12 protein-coding genes are annotated in these 14,657 nt (G+C 60.5%); 5 read left to right on the top strand and 7 right to left on the bottom strand.

Annotation, left to right across the window (positions count from 1 at the left end):
* Positions 1-21: 21 nt before the first annotated feature.
* Positions 22-2,061, top strand: coding sequence for an FAD-dependent oxidoreductase (locus ACMXYJ_RS23965; protein WP_415757193.1), 2,040 nt, complete (start codon positions 22-24; stop codon positions 2,059-2,061).
* Positions 2,062-2,216: 155 nt separating this feature from the next.
* A complete protein-coding gene (locus ACMXYJ_RS23960) occupies positions 2,217-3,134 on the top strand; it encodes a 1-aminocyclopropane-1-carboxylate deaminase/D-cysteine desulfhydrase (protein WP_415757192.1) in 918 nt (305 codons plus the stop codon).
* Positions 3,135-3,144: 10 nt separating this feature from the next.
* Here the strand turns inward: ACMXYJ_RS23960 and ACMXYJ_RS23955 are convergent, their stop codons facing one another.
* The 3 genes from ACMXYJ_RS23955 to ACMXYJ_RS23945 all read right to left on the bottom strand — a co-directional run bounded on the left by ACMXYJ_RS23955 (position 3,145) and on the right by ACMXYJ_RS23945 (position 5,967).
* Entirely contained in the window at positions 3,145-3,693 is a 549-nt protein-coding gene (locus ACMXYJ_RS23955) for a cytochrome b (protein WP_415757191.1), read from the bottom strand.
* Between the two features lie 186 nt (positions 3,694-3,879).
* Positions 3,880-4,707, bottom strand: coding sequence for a phosphonoacetaldehyde hydrolase (phnX, locus tag ACMXYJ_RS23950; protein ID WP_415757190.1), 828 nt, complete (start codon positions 4,705-4,707; stop codon positions 3,880-3,882).
* A 150-nt stretch (positions 4,708-4,857) separates the two neighbouring features.
* Positions 4,858-5,967 (bottom strand): 2-aminoethylphosphonate--pyruvate transaminase, encoded by a 1,110-nt coding sequence (locus tag ACMXYJ_RS23945; RefSeq protein WP_415757189.1) that lies wholly within the window; start codon positions 5,965-5,967, stop codon positions 4,858-4,860.
* A gap of 109 nt (positions 5,968-6,076) precedes the next feature.
* Here ACMXYJ_RS23945 and ACMXYJ_RS23940 point away from each other — a divergent pair, with 109 nt between their 5' ends.
* Positions 6,077-6,940, top strand: a complete 864-nt coding sequence (locus tag ACMXYJ_RS23940; protein WP_415757188.1) for a LysR substrate-binding domain-containing protein — start codon at positions 6,077-6,079, stop codon at positions 6,938-6,940.
* A gap of 118 nt (positions 6,941-7,058) precedes the next feature.
* On the opposite strand, the gene ACMXYJ_RS23935 is transcribed toward ACMXYJ_RS23940, so the two are convergent.
* Positions 7,059-7,931, bottom strand: a complete 873-nt coding sequence (locus ACMXYJ_RS23935) for a LysR family transcriptional regulator (protein WP_415757187.1) — start codon at positions 7,929-7,931, stop codon at positions 7,059-7,061.
* A gap of 269 nt (positions 7,932-8,200) precedes the next feature.
* Between ACMXYJ_RS23935 and ACMXYJ_RS23930 the strand changes: the two genes are divergently transcribed.
* Positions 8,201-9,526, top strand: a complete 1,326-nt coding sequence (locus ACMXYJ_RS23930) for an MFS transporter (RefSeq protein WP_415757186.1) — start codon at positions 8,201-8,203, stop codon at positions 9,524-9,526.
* Positions 9,527-9,585: 59 nt separating this feature from the next.
* Here the strand turns inward: ACMXYJ_RS23930 and ACMXYJ_RS23925 are convergent, their stop codons facing one another.
* Positions 9,586-11,010, bottom strand: a complete 1,425-nt coding sequence (locus tag ACMXYJ_RS23925) for a type VI secretion system Vgr family protein (protein WP_415757185.1) — start codon at positions 11,008-11,010, stop codon at positions 9,586-9,588.
* A gap of 232 nt (positions 11,011-11,242) precedes the next feature.
* Here ACMXYJ_RS23925 and ACMXYJ_RS23920 point away from each other — a divergent pair, with 232 nt between their 5' ends.
* On the top strand, positions 11,243-11,950 hold the full coding sequence (locus ACMXYJ_RS23920) for a YebC/PmpR family DNA-binding transcriptional regulator (RefSeq protein WP_046032546.1): 708 nt from the start codon (positions 11,243-11,245) through the stop codon (positions 11,948-11,950).
* Between the two features lie 27 nt (positions 11,951-11,977).
* Here the strand turns inward: ACMXYJ_RS23920 and ACMXYJ_RS23915 are convergent, their stop codons facing one another.
* The gene (locus tag ACMXYJ_RS23915; RefSeq protein ID WP_415757184.1) at positions 11,978-13,291 is read right to left on the bottom strand and encodes a leucine-rich repeat-containing protein kinase family protein; all 1,314 of its coding nucleotides are present in this window, start codon (positions 13,289-13,291) and stop codon (positions 11,978-11,980) included.
* An 80-nt stretch (positions 13,292-13,371) separates the two neighbouring features.
* Positions 13,372-14,502 carry a cell division protein ZapE gene (zapE, locus tag ACMXYJ_RS23910; RefSeq protein ID WP_415757183.1) on the bottom strand — a complete coding sequence of 377 codons (1,131 nt, stop codon included), beginning with the start codon at positions 14,500-14,502 and terminating at the stop codon, positions 13,372-13,374.
* Positions 14,503-14,657: the final 155 nt, after the last annotated feature.

Below are 14,657 nucleotides of genomic sequence, written 5' to 3'. Positions count from 1 at the left end.
TCGCTCGATGTGGAGTTACCGATGGCCGCCGCTCATTACCCGCACCTGTTGGCCCCGCTGGACCTGGGTTTTACCACGCTGCGCAATCGTACCCTGATGGGGTCGATGCACACCGGTCTTGAGGAAAAGCCTGGAGGTTTCGAGCGCATGGCGGCGTACTTTGCCGAACGTGCCCGTGGCGGCGTTGGCCTGATGGTCACCGGCGGTATTGGCCCAAACGATGAGGGCGGGGTGTATTCCGGCGCAGCCAAACTGACCACCGAGGAAGAAGCGCTCAAGCACCGCATCGTCACCCGCGCGGTGCACGAGGCGGGCGGCAAGATCTGTATGCAGATCCTTCACGCCGGGCGTTACGCCTACAGCCCGAAACAGGTCGCGCCGAGCGCCATTCAGGCGCCGATCAACCCGTTCAAGCCTAAAGAGCTGGACGAGGAAGGCATCGAGAAGCAGATCAGTGATTTCGTCACTTGCTCGACCCTGGCGCAACAGGCCGAGTACGACGGCGTCGAGATCATGGGCTCCGAAGGTTATTTCATTAACCAGTTCCTCGCCGCCCACACCAACCACCGCACCGACCGCTGGGGCGGCAGCTATGAAAACCGCATGCGCCTGCCGGTGGAAATCGTCCGCCGGGTGCGCGAAGCGGTAGGCCCGAATTTCATTATTATCTTCCGCCTGTCGATGCTCGATCTGGTGGAAGGCGGTAGCAGCTGGGAAGAAATCGTGACGCTGGCCAAGGCCATCGAGCAGGCCGGCGCGACCATCATCAACACCGGCATCGGCTGGCACGAAGCGCGGATCCCGACCATCGCCACCAAAGTGCCGCGTGGTGCGTTCAGCAAAGTCACGGCCAAGCTGCGCGGTTCGGTGAACATTCCGCTGATCACCACCAACCGTATCAACACCCCGGAAGTGGCCGAGCAGATTCTGGCCGACGGCGATGCCGACATGGTCTCCATGGCGCGGCCGTTCCTCGCCGACCCGGACTTCGTCAACAAGGCCGCTGAAGGTCGTGCCGATGAAATCAACACCTGCATCGGTTGCAACCAGGCCTGCCTGGACCACACCTTCGGCGGCAAGTTGACCAGTTGCCTGGTAAATCCGCGCGCCTGTCATGAAACCGAACTCAATTACTTGCCGGTGCAGCAGATCAAGAAAATCGCGGTGGTCGGCGCCGGTCCTGCGGGTCTGTCCGCGGCGACCGTGGCCGCCGAGCGTGGGCATCAGGTAACGCTGTTTGATTCGGCCAGCGAAATCGGTGGCCAGTTCAACATCGCCAAGCGTGTGCCGGGCAAGGAAGAGTTCTTCGAAACCCTGCGCTACTTCAACCGCAAACTGCAGACCACCCATGTTGAGGTGTGCCTGAACACCCGCGTCGACGTGGCGAAACTGGTTGAGGGCGGTTACGACGAGATCATTCTCGCCACCGGCATTGCTCCAAGAACTCCAGCAATTCCAGGCGTCGAGAACGCCAAGGTGCTGAGCTACCTGGACGTGATCCTTGAGCGCAAACCGGTGGGCAAACGCGTTGCGGTGATTGGTGCCGGTGGTATCGGATTCGATGTCTCGGAGTTCCTGGTTCACCAAGGTGTGGCCACCAGCCAGAATCGCGAGGCGTTCTGGAAGGAGTGGGGTATCGATACGCATCTGGAAGCGCGCGGCGGTGTCGCCGGCATCAAGGCTGAACCTCACGCACCGGCTCGTGAAGTGTTCCTGCTGCAACGCAAGAAATCCAAGGTCGGCGACGGCCTGGGTAAAACCACCGGCTGGATTCACCGCACCGGGCTGAAAAACAAACAGGTGCAGATGCTCAACAGCGTCGAGTACCTGAAGATCGACGACGAAGGTTTGCATATCCGCATCGGTGAAACCGGCGAGCCGCAAGTGCTGCCGGTGGACAACATCGTGATCTGCGCCGGGCAGGATCCGCTGCGTGAGTTGCAGGAAGGTCTGGTGGCGGCTGGGCAGAACGTGCATTTGATTGGCGGCGCGGATGTGGCGGCAGAATTGGATGCCAAGCGCGCGATCAACCAAGGGTCCCGGTTGGCTGCTGAACTCTGACGTGGATCGTTCCCACGCTCTGCGTGGGAATGCAGCCCGGGACGCTCCGCGTCCCCTAAAGCGGACGCGGAGCGTCCGTTGAGGCATTCCCACGCAGAGTGGGAACGATCACTGCGGCTGTTAAGATGCTGGCTCTTCACCCAGAGCCGGCATCGATGTTTCTCCCGCCCAACGAATGGCTACCCCAGGCTCCCCTCGAACCCCTTCATCTTGATTGGCTCGCCCGATCAAGCATCGAAGTCGCGACCCTGCGCCTCGACCATATCGACCCGCTGATCAGTGGCAACAAGTGGTTCAAACTCATCGAGCACCTGAAAGCCGCTGACCAGATCGGTGCCAAAGGCATCATCAGTCTGGGCGGTGCCCACTCCAATCATCTGCATGCACTGGCCGCGGCGGGCAAACGATTCGGTTTTCGCACGGTTGGCCTGTTGCGCGGTCATCCGCAAGAAACGCCGACGGTGAAAGACTTGCAGGCGTTCGGCATGCAGTTGCATTGGCTCGGTTATGGCGGCTATCGAGCGCGGCACGAGCCGGGTTTCTGGCTGCCATGGCAGGCGCAGTATCCGGATCTGTATCCGGTGCCGGAAGGTGGCGGCGGTTTGCAGGGAGCAAAGGGCTGCCTGCAGCTGAGGACAATGGCCAGCGAGCAACTGAACGGTCTGGGCTGGAGCGACTACGACGGTTGGTGGCTAGCCTGCGGAACGGGCACGACCCTGGCCGGCCTGGTGCTGGCCGAAGCAGGTGAACACCCGGTGTATGGCGCGCTGGCGGTACCCGACGATCATGGGGTTGCGCAGCAAGTCGAATCGATTGTGCAGGAGGCGGGTTTACACCATCGCGCTTATGAATTGTTCGACGCCAGCCGTGGCGGTTTTGCCAAAGTCGATCCGCTGTTGCTCGAATTCATCGATCAGACCGAACAGGCCTGCGGCATTCCTCTCGAACCGCTGTACACCGGCAAGGCCCTGTTGGCGCTCAAGCAGCAAGTAGAAGCCGGAAAATTCGAAAAGGGCACGCGCCTGATCTTCGTCCATACCGGCGGTTTGCAGGGCCGCCGGGGTTTCCAGTGAGCGGCGGGATTCACCCGCGCTTGGGCATCATCCGCAGCAAAGTGTTATCGCGCACCACATAGTGGTGATAAATCCCCGCCACGGCGTGCAGGCCGATCAGCCAGTATCCAATGGTGCCGCCGAGTTCATGCCAGCCCTCGATCTGCTTGGCCAACGCCTTGTCCTCCGCGATCAGCAGCGGCAGGTCGAAGCCGTAGAACATCACTTGGTGACCTTTTGCGCTGGTGACCAGCCAGCCCAGAATCGGCATGGCGATCATGAAGATGTACAGCGCCCAGTGCATCAGTTTGGCCAACACGGTCTGCCAGTGAGGCGAGGCCGGGAAGATTTGCGGTGCCGGGCCCAGGCTGCGCGCGAACAAGCGCAACCACACCAGTACGAACACTGTCAGACCGAGCATAAAGTGCGATTCAACGATCAGCGTCCGCCCGCCACTGCCTTTTGGAAAGATCCCGCGAAATTCGATGCAGGCGTAAACCAGCGCCAGCAGGACCAGCATCAACCAATGCAGCGTGATCGATACGGTGCTGTAGCGTGAGTCGGAGTTCTTCCAGGGCATACGGTGTTCCTCACAGGTCAGGTCGAGCCACCGTTCTTGTTAGACGGTGTGCTTTAACTGTAATCCGCTTTGGTGGATTTGCCTGTGGCTATTTGGGCGTTCAATGCTCTGGATCAAGTGGTTGGCCACAAAAAAGCGCCAGTTCCGTTCAGGAGCTGGCGCTTTTTTTTGTCGCGATTGATGCAATCAGCTGGTTTGCGGCATCTCGCCCTTGGCCAGTCGCTTATTGATATCGGCGATCACTTCCGGCAAATCGGTGATGGTGTCGATCATGTAGTGCGGCCGCGAGCCTTCGAACATCCCGTGGATGCGCTTGCGTTCGCTGTCCAGTTTGTCGCTGCCCAGGGCGCGATAACCTTCGTAGTCCAGGCCCAGCGCGTTGCCCGAGCAGATCAGCGCCACGGTCCACATGCCGGCACGACGACCTTCAAGAATGCCCGGCACGGTGTCGTCGATCTTCACGCAGGCCGCGACATCATCGATGCCCAGCGCGATAACGTTGGCCAGCGCCTGGGCCGGCCATGGGCGGCCATTGGGCACTTCATCGGTGGCGACCACGTGGTCGGCGACGTAACCGTTGGTGGCGGCCAATTCGACAACTTTGTCCATGACCTGTTTCGGGTAGCCGGAGCAGGAACCGATCTTGATCCCTTGCTGGCGCAAATTGGCGATGGTGTCCAACGCGCCCGGAATCAGCGCCGAGTGCTCGGCGATTTTCTCGATTTGCAGGGGCATGAAGCGTTTGTAGATGGCCGTGACGTCATCGTCGGTCGGCGTACGGCCGAACACGGTGCGATAACGTTCGGCGACTTCTGGTTGATCGCACAGGGTGCGGATGTGATCCCACTTGCCCATGCCCATCGGTCCGCGGGCTTCTTCGATGGAAACCTGGACGTCGAACTCGGCGAAGGCTTCGACAAAAATTTGAGTTGGCGCGAAAGAGCCGAAGTCGACCACGGTGCCGGCCCAGTCGAGGATGGCGGCTTGCAGCTTGGTTGGGTTGCTGTAGTTCATGGTGATCAAATCCTGTAGGTGGGAAATGGTGATCTCTGTAGGAGCTGTCGAGTGAAACGAGGCTGCGATCTTTTGACGTTGCCTTTGTAAAAACAGGATCACAAGATCGCAGCCTCGTTTCACTCGACAGCTCCTACAGGTCGTGGTGAGTCAGATTTCGAGGACTTCCATCTCGCGCAGCACTTCGGCGATCGCCGCCACGGCCGCGTGCATCTCGTCCTGGTTGACGTGGCCGATGCAGCCGACGCGGAAGGTTTCGACCTGGGTCAATTTGCCGGGGTAAAGGATGAAACCCTTGGCCTTGACGCGTTCGTAGAATTCCTTGAACTGGTAGCGCGGATCTTTCGGTGCGTGGAAGGTGACGATAATCGGCGCCTGAATCGCGGCGGGCAGGAAACTGCGCAGCCCCAATTTGGCCATGTCATCGAGCAGCACTTTGCAGTTGTTGGCATAGCGCTGATGCCGGGCAGGCAAACCACCTTCTTCGTTGTATTGCAGCAGGGCTTCGTGCAACGCGGCGACCACGTGGGTCGGCGGGGTGAAGCGCCATTGGCCGGTCTTGGCCATGTAGGTGTGCTGGTCGAAAAGGTCCATCGCCAGCGAGTGCGAGTTGCCGGCGGCATTGGCCAGCGCTTCTTTACGAGCGAAGACAAAGCCCATTCCCGGCACGCCTTCCAGGCATTTGCCCGAGGCGGCGATCAGCGCGTCGAACGGCACCTGTTGCGCGTCGATCGGCAGTGCGCCGAAGGAGCTCATGGCGTCGATGATCAGGCGTTTGCCGTGTTGCGCGATGACGTGAGCAATTTCCGGCAGCGGATTGAGGATCCCGGTGCTGGTTTCGCAGTGAATCAGCGCGACGTGGGTGATGCTGGCGTCGGCACGCAGCAGGCGGTCGACGTCGGCGGCGGTGGTCGGCTCGTCTTCGGCGGTTTCGAAGGTGCTGAAGGAGCGGCCGAGGACTTCGCAGATTTTCGCCAGGCGTTTGCCGTAGGCGCCGTTGATCAGCACCAGGACTTTGCCGTCGCGAGGCACCAGGGTGCCGATCGCCGCTTCGACCGCGAACGTACCGCTGCCTTGCAGGGGCACGCAGTGGTGGCTGTCGCCGCCGTTGATGATCGCCAGCAGTTGTTCGCACAGGCTGGCGGTCAGTTGATTGAAGCGGTCATCCCATGAGCCCCAGTCGACCATCATCGCCTGACGGGTACGGGCCGATGTGGTCAGTGGGCCGGGGGTGAGCAGGATGGGTTCGGCAGTACTCATTCTCGTGTCCTCGCAATCGATGGGATGAAGCTACGGGGCTTAAATTGCAATTTGCCGTGCTATCAATCAAATTGTTTGTTGTTATGCCAGCCATCAGTGAGAGTTATTCATGAACCTGTTCCAGCTCCGCGCGTTCGATGCGGTGGCCCGTGAGGGCAGTTTCACCCGGGCCGCCGCGCGTCTGTTCATCAGCCAACCGGCGGTCACCGGGCACATCAAGGCGCTTGAGGAGCATTACCAGATCACCCTGCTGCGACGTACCGCGCGACGGGTGGAGCTGACGGAGGAAGGCACCAAACTGGCCGCGATCACCCGGGCGATGTTTGGTCTGGCCGAAGAAGCGCAGGTGATGCTGGAAGCGAACCGGCAGTTGCTGACCGGGCGTCTGGAGGTTGCGGCGGACGGGCCGCACATGGTCATGCCGATGCTCGCCAGTTTGCGCGCGCGGTATCCCGGCATTACCGTGAACCTGCGGCTGGGCAATGCTCAGGAAACCTTGGCGGCGTTGTTGTCGGAGCATGCCGACGTGGCGGTGCTGACCGAGGTCGAACCGCGCAAGGGGCTGCATTTGCAAGATTTAAGCGAATCACGGATTTGTGCGCTGGTGCCCGGCGGTCATCCTTGGGCGCAGATGTCCAAGGGGGTGCCGCTCAAGGCGCTGGATCAGGTGATCATGGTGTTGCGCGAGCCGAGCTCGATCACCCGGCGCACCTTCGACGAGGCGTGCGCGGCGGCGTTGGTCAGTCCACGGGTGTTGCTGGAGCTGGACAGTCGCGAGGCGGTGACCGAAGCCGTCGCCGCAGAGTTGGGGGTCGGCGTGGTGTCGTCGGTGGAGGTCAGCCATGATCCGCGGGTGGTGGCGGTGCCGATTCTTGGTGAAGGGTTGGTCAATCGGCACATGATTGGCTGCATGGAGCGGCGGCGGGATTTGCGCTTGATACAGGCGTTTTTCGGGTTGGCGCCAGTTAGATAAACCGCAGCGCCTGCATCGCGAGCAAGCTCGCTCCCACAGGTTTTGCGTCGTATACAAGATATGCGGCCGACATCAATCCCTGTGGGAGCGAGCTTGCTCGCGATGGGGTCGGGCCTGCTTACGCCAGACTCTCGCGAACCATGTCCAGAAACGTCGCCACCACCCGCCGCGAACTCTGCTCGCGCAGGCACACCAGCGTTTCCGTCAGCCGTCGTTTGCAGTCGGTAATCGGCAACGCGCACACCCGCGAATCTGCACCGAACTCGGCAGCCGATACCACACCGATACCAATCCCCACGACCACCGCCTCACGCGCCGCTTCGCGACCTTCAACCTGAATCGCCGGCCGAATGCGAAAGCCTGCCTGAGCCATTTCTTCTTCCAGCGTCTGGCGCGTCACCGAGCCGATTTCCCGCAGCACCAAAGGCGTGTCATCCAGATCCGCGAGGCAAATCGACTCGCGGTCGGCCCACGGATGATTGCGCGAAACGAACGCCACCATCGGGTCGTTGCGCAGCGGCAGCGAGATCAGACGTTCGTCACTCACCTCTCGGCCCAGCAACGCCAGGTCGGCCTGATAGTTGAACAGCCGAAACAGCGATTCGTCGGTGTTGCCGGTTTCGATCTTCACGCTGATGCCGGGGTAGCGCTCACAAAAGCGAGCAATCTGCGGCAACACGTGCACTGGCGCATCCACCGCGAGAATCAGGCTACCGGTCTGCAAGGCCCTGGAGTCATGCAAGAGCTCCTGCGCCTCGGCCTCGATAACGAACAATCGCTGGGTAATGCTCAGTAAACGCTCGCCCAAATCCGTCAGCCGGACCGAACGTTTGTTGCGGTGGAAAAGCAGCACACCGAAACGCTCTTCAAGCTTGCGCACTTGGTCGGAAATCGCCGGTTGTGTGAGAAATAACCGCTCGGCGGCTTTGGTAAAGCTTCCGTGCACGGCCACGGCGTGGAAGGCTTTGAGCTGGGCGTGGGAAACCGACATCGAAACCTCCAGTAACAATCTGGGCTTATATTGGAAATACGATAAATCGATTTCACTTATTAATCAGTAATTGTTTTTATTGACCTCAGCCCCGGTGACTGCTCAGTCGAACAGCGTTGGCGGCCATGAGCCTGTGCGTGCAACAGCAGGACTCATCTGACCGATATCGCCTCAGGGAAGCTGCGATATCGAAGTGCTCAACAATAAAAAAAATTGGCGTTATTTCTCAATTTCTGCCGGCACACTCACACCCTGAGGTCAGAATCACCATGAACAAGCACATCGGCACTATCAAGCGTTGGCGCGTGCAGATCTTCGCGATCACCTGGCTCGCTTACGCCGCTTTCTACTTCACCCGCAAAGCTTTTTCCGTGGCAAAACTGGGGATCGCTGAAGACCCCACCTTCATGCTCGACAAAATGGCCATGGCCAACCTCGACGCCATCTACCTCACGGCTTACGCCATCGGGCAATTCACTTGGGGCATCCTGGCCGACCGCTTTGGCCCAAGGGTCGTAGTGTTTGGCGGGTTGCTGATTTCAGCAGCGGCAGCCTTGGTGATGGGCAGTTTCGCGACGTTACCAATCTTCGCTACCTGCATGTTGATTCAAGGGTTTGCCCAGTCCACCGGCTGGTCCGGGCTGTGCAAGAACCTCGGCAGTTTCTTTCCCTCCGAGCAGCGCGGGCGGGTGCTGGGGTTGTGGAGTTCCTGTTACGCCTTTGGTGGGCTGGTGGCTTCGCCGTTTGCAGGCTGGTGGGCGTATACGCTGATCGGCACCTGGCATGCGGCGTTCTTTTCCAGTGCGGCGGTGGTTGGGCTGGTCGCCGTGCTGTTTTTTATTTTTCAGCGCAACAAACCCGAAGACGTTGGCTTGCCGGCGGTGGAGCCGGAGCCGCAACTGACGGCGCAAGAGGCCGACGCGCAAAGCAAGATCAGCATGCTGGAACCGTTAAAAGAAATTCTGCGCAACCGCACCGTGCTGGTGCTGGGCCTCGCGTACTTTCTGCTGAAACCGGCGCGCTACGCGATTCTGCTCTGGGGGCCGGTAATCGTCTTCGAACAGATGCCCTCGGTGGGCAAAGTCGGCGCTGCAATCATTCCGACCGCGTTTGAACTGGCCGGGTTGCTCGGGCCGATTCTGCTGGGCCTGGCGTCGGACAAAGTGTTCGGCGCCCGACGCATGCCGGCGTGTGTGCTCAGCCTGTTGGCGTTGACCGTGACCCTGGCCTTGTTCATGGGCGCCTTGCATACCGGCAGCGTGATGCTGGTGGTGGCGCTGCTGTTCATCATGGGCCTGACCCTGTATGGACCGGACTCGATGATCAGCGGCGCGGCCGCGATCGATTTCGGCACCGCCAAGGCGGGCGCCACAGCGGCCGGTTTCGTCAACGGTTGCGGTTCGGTCGGGGCGATTCTCGGCGGATTGCTGCCGGGCTACTTCGACTCGGTCACCGTGTTCATCGTCTTCGCCGGCTGCGCGTTGTTTTCGGCCCTGGTGCTGATCCCGCACTGGAACAGCCGCCCGGCTGGCCTGCGTGCCGAAAGCGCTTTCGTGCCTAACCAACCGATCACCGTAAAACCTCTGAGTAGCTGAACTCCTTTCCCTCGTGGCTTGCTGCGCCAGCGGCCGACAAGGCCGACAAAGGCTGAGTGTCAGGGTGTGAGGTCCGAGCGATTGACCAGCCAATCGAGCAGCAAGCGGCTATCGCGGCGTGGCTCGGGAACGCGCCGAGTGCGCGGGTGATGACCCATGCCGACGCACAGCACCGGCCGGTCCGGGTCACTGTCGAGAAAACTGATCAGGACGTCGCTGCCGGCCTTTGGCAGGCTGGACGGGTCAATCCGACCGTCCGGCGCCGCAAGGGCCACCGGTAACCAGAGACCGGCAGATTCAAGCGGATCCGCTTTCGCTGTTGGCCACAGCGTGACCTGTATTCGACCTCGATCATCGAGCACAGCCGGCTGCCCGGCCGGCCCCAGTACTCGGGCGAGTTGATAACCCGGGATGCTCGGCCTGGTCTGTTTGAGCGCCGGCCTGAAGACCGTTGACCAGGGAATGGCGGTGAACCGATTGCGGTAATGGCGGACAGTGACAGGTTTGTCGGTGGCAAGAATCGAAGGTTGTTGCCCCTGATGTCGGGTTTCGGTGAGCAGCCATTGATCGTTGAAATTCGACAGTGGATGTTCTGACACTTGCACTATCCGTGCGCTGCGCAGTGCGCTCTGGTTGCTTTGACCGTGGATCTGCAGGTGCTGGCAGCGCAGTCGTTCCAGTTGTCGTCGGCTCAACTGATCGCGATGGATGTGCTCGGGCGCGGGCCGGACCATCACCGGCAATGGTTTGCTGAAAGCGTGGTTGGCCGCTCCCTTGTCGGGGTTCTGCGAACCACGGTTCCTGGCCTCCAGTCGTGAGGGAAAGGGCGGCGAGTCATGGCGCTGGAACAACTCACTGATCACCGGCACCTCACTGTCTTCGGGCGCGTTGCCCTGGAACGGCGTAAGTGCGGGTTCCTGGGGGAAACTCAGGCTGTCATCGGCCAGGACCAGCACATGCCCGTCACGCTGATGTTCGAAGTGATAGTGAATGCCTTCTTCTTCACACAGCCGTTGCAGCAATGCCAGATCACTCTCCTCGTACTGAATGCAAAAAGGCCGGACGGGATAGTGCCCGTTCGACAATTCGAAGCGATAGCTCCCCTCGGGCACATCATGTTCTTCCAGCAGTTGGCGCAGGATCATCGGTACGCTGAGGTGATGAAAGACCCTGCGTGAACGCTGCCGATCGAGCCATTGAAGGTAGGGCACCAGCACCAGTTTGTAGCCGATCCGGTGGGGGCCGCGATGCTCTCGACTGGCACTGTGAAGGACGCCGTGAATACCCTGACCCTCCATCAGGCTGAGGAACACCGGTTGTTGCAGCAATCGGTCGAGGCTCATGGCCGGCGCCAGGCCGATCACTTCGATGTCGAATCGATAGGGCTGGTTGAGGGCTTCTCGGCCACTGAACTGCAACACCTGAAAACTCAAATCGCCGTCGAGAAGTGTCAGGGTGAAGGGACTTTCCTTGTCGTTGTGCATCGAACGCGCTTCTGCCATGGAATACGGGCGCAGAGGGTACGAAACCACAGCCCTTTATGGTCACCGCAAATCGAAGTTTCAGAATCGCCCTACAACTGTCGGTGAAGATGTCGATTGGTCATGCGGGTAAACAGGATGGAATTTTTGGTCGATTGCCAACTTTAGGGCGTATAAACTTGCGCCATGCGTCGGCCAATAGATGTCTCGGCGCCACAGATCAAGAGAGTGAGTAATGGGCGCACAGTGGAAGGTTAAACACAAAGAAGCGGCATCTAACGCCAAGGGCAAAATCTTCGGCAAACTGGTGAAAGAAATCACCATTGCTGCCCGCAACGGTGCCGATACTGCCACCAACGCACACTTGCGTCTGGTGGTCGAGCAGGCCAAGAAAGCCTCGATGCCCAAGGAAACCCTGGATCGCGCGATCAAGAAAGGCGCGGGCCTGTTGGGCGAAACCGTGCAATACCATCGCGTGACCTATGAAGGCTTCGCCCCGCATCAGGTGCCGCTGATCGTCGAATGCGTGACCGACAACATCAACCGTACCGTCGCTGAAATCCGCGTCGCGTTCCGCAAAGGCCAATTGGGCGCTTCCGGTTCGGTAGCATGGGACTTCAACCATGTCGGCATGATCGAGGCGTCCCCGGACAGCCCTGACGCCGATCCGGAAATGGCTGCTATCGAAGCCGGCGCCCAGGATTTCGAGCCGGGCGAAGAAGAGGGCACGACCCTGTTCCTGACCGAGCCTGCGGACCTGGACGCCGTGCAGAAAGCCCTGCCGGAGCAAGGTTTCACCGTGTTGTCGGCCAAGTTGGGTTATCAGCCGAAAAATCCGGTCAGCGGTCTGAGCGATGAGCAGATGGCTGAAGTCGAAGCCTTCCTCGAAGGCCTCGATAACCACGATGACGTGCAGGACATGTTTGTCGGGTTGGCGGGTTAAACCGTTACTTTGGTGACCGCAAAGCGGTCACCAATTTTCCAAGGCTCGCACAATCTCGCCGAACCCCGGCCGCGCCAGCACCTGCGGCTGACAACAGCGCTGCTGCAATGCCTCCAACTGGCCCCGACCCGCATCGCTCAACCCCGAGTCGATCCGCTCCAACAATTCCCCCAGCAAAATACCAAACGCTCGCACTTCGATCCGTTGCAGCGCACGGCTTTCAAGGCTGTCCGAGGTGGCATGGAACGACGCCGCGCCGAAATCCCCCAGCAGGCAATCACCGTGCTCGTTCCACAGAATGTTGTGGCCATAGAGGTCGCCGTGGGTGATGCCATGCTGGTGCAAATGTTCGGCTGCCGAGGCGATGCCACAGGCGATGCGCAATGCCACGCCAGCGCTGAACCGGGTGTCATTGGCGTAAACGTCGCGGGTGCATGACGCCAGGCTCGGCAGCCCGGCCAGATTGCGATAGCTCGGATCGATCAGTTGCATCACCAGCCCGACCTGGTCTTCTGGATGTCCGACGATGCGCCCTTCAACCCCGATCAGGTTGGGGTGACTACCGGCGGTGATGCAGGCGTTCATTTCGTGCAACGGCGAGCCATCGCTGGTCATTTCGCCTTTGTAGAGTTTGACCGCGACCTGTGTGGCCGGTTGGTCCTGTCGATCCCAAATAGCCCGATGAATCACCCCCGACGCGCCTTCGCCCAGTTGCTGCTCCAGACGCAGTTCGGACCAGGGAATACAGGGCGTGGCTTCGAGGGCGGCCGCATCGGCTTCGGTCTCCAGCGGATTACCGGCGTACGCCAGCCAGGCCAGGCTCGGCAGGGACAGCAGCCACTCGGGTAACTCGCTTAACTGATTGGCGGCGATGCGGATCAGTTCGAGTCGATGGCAATGACGCAAGCTTTCCGGCAAACGTTGCAAGCGGTTGCCGGCAAGCATGAGTTTTTGCAGGTGCGGGCGTTCACCCAGCTCGGCGGGCAACTCAGTGATGCAGTTATCGGTCAGGACTAACCAGCGCAGCAACGGTGGCAGCGCGGCGCCTGACACGCGTTCGATACGGTTGGCCTTGAAGCTGGCCATTGTCAGCGCGGCGCATTGGCCCAGGCACTCGGGCAGTTCGGTGAACAGATTGTCCGAGCAGAACAACACGCGCAAACGGGTCAGGCGGTGCAAGTCATCCGGCAGACTGCTCAAGGCATTGGCGCTGAGGTCGAGGACTTCCAGCGAGTCCGCCAGGTCGAAGATTTCTCGCGGAAACTCCGTCAGGCCGCCGGTGAGGTCCAGGCGGGTAACGCCCGACAGTTGGCCGGCGCGCAGTTGGGCAAGGGTAGCCATGAACAGATTCACTTTGATCGGGAGGAGGGCACGGGGGCCTGGAAACGGGCGACATGATACCGGCAAAGGCCGGGGACGTGTCAGACCGGATCCCTGACTTCGACCAACTGCCCCAACCGGCTGCGCGTGCGCGCCAGATCGATGGCATCGCCGCCCAGGCTTTCGCGCAAAGACTGCTGCCCGAGCAGAATCAGGTGCTTGTCCTGGTCGTACAGGACGTCGACCAGATTGATGAAGCGCTGTTGGGCGGCGATGGAACAATCGGCGAGGTTGGGCAGCTCATCGATGAACCAGTGATCGAAACGACGGCACAGTTCCAGGTAATCCATCACCGCAGTCGGTTGGTCGCACAGATCGCCGAAGGTGAATCCGATGGTTCGCCCTTTGCAGTGTCGGGCTTGAAGGTTGCGTGTCCCGACGGGCAGTTGAATGGCCGGCGCGTCGCGTTCGGGCAGGTTCAACGACTGACGCTGCGCCAGCGTGGCCGGCCAGACGTACTGTCCCTGGGTAAACAGCTGCTGGGCGTGGGTTCTCGCCTGACTTCTGTAGTCATGGGGACCGCCGACCTCCATGACCTGCATGCGTGCATTGATCAGGTCGATCACCGGTTTGAAGCGCGCGTGGTACAGCGGGTTGGGCAGCAGTCCTTCCGGTGGGTAATTGGAAGTGACGAGCAGCAGGATGCGTCGGCGGAACAATGCCTTGAACAGCCGGGTGATGAGCATCGCATCGCCGATGTCATGGACGTGAAACTCGTCGAAACACAGCACCCGGCAATCGCGCAGCTGTTCGTCGAGGGTGGTTTCCAGGGCATCGGGCTGATCGCGATGACTGAACATCCCTTGATGAAGGTGCGCAAAAAACTCATGAAAATGCAGGCGTTGTTTTTCCGCGATGGGAAGGGCCTGGAAAAACCCGTCGAGCAGCCAGCTCTTGCCGCGCCCCACGGCGCCGTGCAGGTAAAGGCCGGGAAGCGTTTTTGCCAAGGTGCACGGCAGCGCAGCGGCGTGTTGCGCCATGCAGTCGATGACACGCAGTTGGCTATGGCTGAGGGTGTAGCCCTGGGAGTGGGCCTTGCGGTGGAAGTAGTCGTGGATGACTCGACCGGTCGCGGTGTTACCGGCGGATGCAGCCGATGACTTGCCGAACAAGCGGCGTAGCGCAGGCCAGCGTGGTGTGAGTCGCGAACGGTTTGGCGGTCGAACGGCCACTGTGATTTCACCCCGTAATCGTCAGGCCGCTCCCCGAGCTGCCGCGCCGTAGTGTAACCAAATGGGGAATTTTCATTCCAGTAGTGTCGACCTGTAGCAGCTGCCGAGCCCGCGAGGCTGCGTTCGGTTCGGGCCGCGTTCGGACGTAGCAGTCG

This window comes from Pseudomonas arabinosi (genome assembly GCF_047758675.1).
Taxonomy (GTDB): domain Bacteria; phylum Pseudomonadota; class Gammaproteobacteria; order Pseudomonadales; family Pseudomonadaceae; genus Aquipseudomonas; species Aquipseudomonas arabinosi.
This window is presented reverse-complemented; position numbering and strand designations above follow the sequence as displayed.

Excerpts from the sequence above, each read along its gene's own strand:
- ACMXYJ_RS23915 (WP_415757184.1), bottom strand. The coding sequence starts at position 13,291 with ATGGCTACCCTTGCCCAACTGCGCGCCGGCCAACTGTCGGGCGTTACC.
- ACMXYJ_RS23920 (WP_046032546.1), top strand. The coding sequence starts at position 11,243 with ATGGGCGCACAGTGGAAGGTTAAACACAAAGAAGCGGCATCTAACGCC.
- ACMXYJ_RS23935 (WP_415757187.1), bottom strand. The coding sequence starts at position 7,931 with ATGTCGGTTTCCCACGCCCAGCTCAAAGCCTTCCACGCCGTGGCCGTG.
- ACMXYJ_RS23955 (WP_415757191.1), bottom strand. The coding sequence starts at position 3,693 with ATGCCCTGGAAGAACTCCGACTCACGCTACAGCACCGTATCGATCACG.
- phnX (WP_415757190.1), bottom strand. The coding sequence starts at position 4,707 with ATGAACTACAGCAACCCAACCAAGCTGCAAGCCGCCATCCTCGACTGG.
- ACMXYJ_RS23930 (WP_415757186.1), top strand. The coding sequence starts at position 8,201 with ATGAACAAGCACATCGGCACTATCAAGCGTTGGCGCGTGCAGATCTTC.
- ACMXYJ_RS23960 (WP_415757192.1), top strand. The coding sequence starts at position 2,217 with ATGTTTCTCCCGCCCAACGAATGGCTACCCCAGGCTCCCCTCGAACCC.
- ACMXYJ_RS23940 (WP_415757188.1), top strand. The coding sequence starts at position 6,077 with ATGAACCTGTTCCAGCTCCGCGCGTTCGATGCGGTGGCCCGTGAGGGC.
- ACMXYJ_RS23925 (WP_415757185.1), bottom strand. The coding sequence starts at position 11,010 with ATGCACAACGACAAGGAAAGTCCCTTCACCCTGACACTTCTCGACGGC.
- ACMXYJ_RS23945 (WP_415757189.1), bottom strand. The coding sequence starts at position 5,967 with ATGAGTACTGCCGAACCCATCCTGCTCACCCCCGGCCCACTGACCACA.
- ACMXYJ_RS23965 (WP_415757193.1), top strand. The coding sequence starts at position 22 with ATGGCCGCCGCTCATTACCCGCACCTGTTGGCCCCGCTGGACCTGGGT.